The 3,497-nt window shown below is 74.0% G+C and carries 3 protein-coding genes; all 3 read left to right on the top strand.

The annotated features are described in order from the left end of the window. Positions 1 to 791 (top strand): glycosyltransferase family 4 protein (locus tag E1264_RS41435; protein ID WP_132182872.1); only part of this gene is annotated, 791 nt, incomplete at its 5' end. Positions 792 to 985: 194 nt separating this feature from the next. Beyond that, positions 986 to 2,287 (top strand): ATP-grasp domain-containing protein, encoded by a 1,302-nt coding sequence (locus E1264_RS41430; RefSeq protein WP_132182870.1) that lies wholly within the window; start codon positions 986 to 988, stop codon positions 2,285 to 2,287. A 26-nt stretch (positions 2,288 to 2,313) separates the two neighbouring features. Further along, a partial coding sequence (locus E1264_RS41425; RefSeq protein ID WP_243711493.1) for an NAD(P)-binding domain-containing protein occupies positions 2,314 to 3,497 on the top strand: 1,184 nt, incomplete at its 3' end.

Raw genomic sequence — 3,497 nt, 5'->3', positions numbered from 1 at the left:
TGCCCGGGCCGTACCGGCTCGTCCGCAACGGCGTGGACCGCGGCCGGTTCGGGCCCGCCGACGCCACCGCCCGCGTCGGCGCGCGGACCCGGCTCGGCCTGCCCGCCGGGACGCCCCTCGCCGTCTGCATCGGCAGGCTGACCCGGCAGAAGGGCCAGGACGTCCTGGTCGCGGCATGGCCGGGCGTCACGGCGCGGTGCCCGTCCGCGCGGCTCGCCATCGTCGGGGACGGCGAGGACCTGGACGTCCTCCGCCGCAAGCCCGTGGCCGGTGTGCTTTTCGTTCCGGCCGTGCGGGATCCGCGGGACTGGCTGGCGGCGTCGAACGTCGTCGTCCTGCCGTCGCGCTGGGAGGGGCTGCCGCTGACCGCGCTGGAGGCCCTCGCCACCGGACGCCCCCTCGTCGGGACGGACATTCCCGGCCTCGCGGAGGTCGTCCGTCCCGGGGTCGGGGCGCTCGTGCCCGTGGACGATCCCGACGCGCTCGCTGACGAGGTCGCCCGCAGGCTGCTCGTCCCGAGCATCGCCGAGAAGGAGGGCCGGGAGGCGGCGGCCGCGTCCGCCGCCTACGACATCTCCCGCACGGTCGCGCTCCTGGCCGCCGTCACCCGCGATGTCGCCGGGCTCCCCAGCGACGGCACGCCCGGCGACCCCGGCGTCGCCGACGGTCCCGACGTCCTCAACGAGACCCTGAGCGATGTATTGGACGTCCTCCACGGAATGTCCGATACCGAGCGCGCGCCTTCGGTCCTCGATCCTCGATCACACATATTGACCAGGACGGCCGAATAGCAGACAGAAAGGAAGGGCCTTTCGAGGTCGCCCGCTCCAAATGCAGTGAGCGCGAAAATGGATATCTGCGGTCCGCAGGCGTATCGTCGGAATTTGCAGAGGGATCGCCCTTCGTAATCCGGGCGAAAAGAATTATCACGACAAAGGAGGGCCGCGGTGCCCCGCCCTTCGCTGGACCGGGGTCCGCTGAACGGATGTTCTTCGACACGCACGTCCCGTCCGCCGCCGCGGCGCGGCTCGACACCGGCCTGCCCGCCCTGCTGCTGCGCACCGACCGCAACCCCTTCCACCACGGGACGCTCGCCGCCATCCGGAGCCTCGGCCGCGCCGGGGTGCCGGTGCACGCCATCCTGGAGGGGCGCGGGAACCCGTCGTCCCGCTCCCGCTACCTGCACCGCGGGCACCCGTGGGCGCCGCCCGCCGCCCGCCCGGCCGCGCTGCTGAGCCACCTGCGCACGATCGGCGAGCGCGTCGGCCGCCAGGCCCTGCTCGTCCCCCTGGACGACGCCGGAGCGATCTTCGTCGCCGAGCACGCGGACGCGCTCGCGCCCCACTTCGCCTTCCCCCACCAGGACCCGGACGTCCCCCGCGGCGTCGCCGACAAGAGCCTGCTGCTGGACGCGTGCGCCCGCTACGGCATCCAGTGCCCCCCGAGCCGGACGCCCGCGTCCACCGGCGACGTGGACGAGGCCGCCCGCGACTGGGGCCTGCCGCTGATCGCCAAATGGGCGCGGCCGTGGCTGCGCGGCCCGGGGCTGCGCAGCACCACGCTCGTCCGGACGCCCGCCGAGGCGCACCGGCTGTTCGCCGCGAGCCGCGACCGCGTCCGCGACCCGGACGGCGAGGCGGGTCCGCTCATCCTGCAGCGGCGCATCCCGCCCGGCGGCGGCGACTGGTTCTTCCAGGGCTACTTCGACGAGTCCCTCGACTGCCTGTTCGGCGGCGTCGGCCGCAAGCACCTGGCGCACCCGCCGCAGGCCGGGCACACGGTCTCCGGCGAATGGGTCGACAACGCCGAGCTCGGGCGGCTCGCGGTCCGGATCGTCCGGCTGCTCGGCTGCCGCGGCCTCGTCGACCTCGACTTCCGGCTCGACCCGGACGGCGGCGGCTACCACCTGCTCGACTTCAACCCCCGCCTCGGGGCGCAGTTCCGGCTCTTCACCGACGAGAACGGGCTCGACCAGATCCGCGTCCTGCACCTGGCCCAGTCCGGACGGCGCGTCCCGGCCGTCCGCCCGGCGTTCGGCCGCAACCTGCTGGTCGAGAACCACTACCTCCAGCAGTCGGCGGCCCGCTCGCTGCGCGCCCTGCCCAGGTACGCCGTCCCCAAGACACGCCTTCCCCTGCCCAGGCCCCCCTTTCCCAAGCCCGCGACCCTCCGTCCGTTGCGCGAGGCCGACGAGCTCGCCTGGTACGCCGGCGACGACCTGCCGCCGTTCCTCGCGATGGGCCGGCAGAGCGTGCTCCGCGCCGTAGGACGGCTCCGCACCAGGTAATCCACATTCACACGGGGGGAACGATCATGAACGACTCGGCCTGCGACGTCGTCATCGCCGGCGCCGGACCCTACGGCCTGTCCACGGCCGCCTACCTGCAGAACCTTGGCCTCGACGTGCGGATCATCGGCAAGCCGATGCGGTTCTGGGACGAGCACATGCCGCTCGGCATGTTCCTGAAGTCCGAGCCGTTCGCGTCCAACTTCGGGGCGCCGCACCGGGGCATGGGCTTCACCGACCGGCACCCGGACTGGCGGGTCGGCGAGCCGATCCCGCTCGAAACGTTCATCGAGTACGGGCGCTGGTTCGCGTCCGTGGTGATCCCGGGCACCGAGGACGCGCAGGTCGTGAACGTCGAGCGGGGCGGCGCGAGCGGCTACGTCGTGACGCTGTCCACGGGCGAGACGGTCGCGACGCGCACGGTCGTGGTCGCCGTCGGCGTCGGCCCGTTCGCCCACATCCCGGACGAGCTCGCCGGGCTGCCGTCCTGGCTCGTCTCGCACAGCATCGCCCACCGCGACTTCGGCATGTTCGCGGGCCAGGAGGTCGCCGTGGTCGGCGCCGGGCAGTCCGCGCTGGAGACGGCGGTGCTGCTCGCCGACGCGGGCGCGTACCCGCACGTCCTCGCCCGCAGGCGGGAGATCGACTGGAACGCGGTGCCCGAGCGGACGCGCTCCCTGCGGGCCAAGTTGCTCGGCGGCCCCCGGTCGGGGCTCGGCGCCGGGTACCGGACGTGGGTGTGGGCGGAGCATCCCGGGCTCGTCCGGTACCTGCCGGAGGGGACGCGGCAGCGGATCGTCAAGGAGACGCTCCCGCCCGCCGGCGCGTGGTGGCTGCGCGACCGGCTGGACCGGCGCGTCCGCGTCTCGACCGGCCGGTTCCTGGGGAAGGTGGTCGAGCAGGACGGCGGCGTCGCCGTCACGACCACCGACCGCACCGGCCGCCGCCTCGTCACGGAGGCCGACCACGTCATCGCCGCCACCGGGTTCGTCCCGGACATCGACCGCCTCACGCTGCTCTCGTCCGACCTGCGCCGCCGTATCGCGACCCGGTTCGGCGTCCCCGTCCTCAGCCGCGACTTCGAGGCGTCGGCGCCCGGGATCTACTTCGCGGGCCTCGCCGCGGCGGCGACGTTCGGGCCGGTGATGCGGTTCGTCCACGGTGCCGACTTCGCCGCCCGCCGGATCGCGCACCACATCATCCGCAGCAC

The organism is Actinomadura sp. KC216, assembly GCF_004348535.1.
Classification (GTDB): Bacteria; Actinomycetota; Actinomycetes; order Streptosporangiales; family Streptosporangiaceae; genus Spirillospora.
The sequence above is the reverse complement of the archived record's forward strand: the minus strand, read 5'-3'. Positions and strand labels throughout refer to the sequence as shown.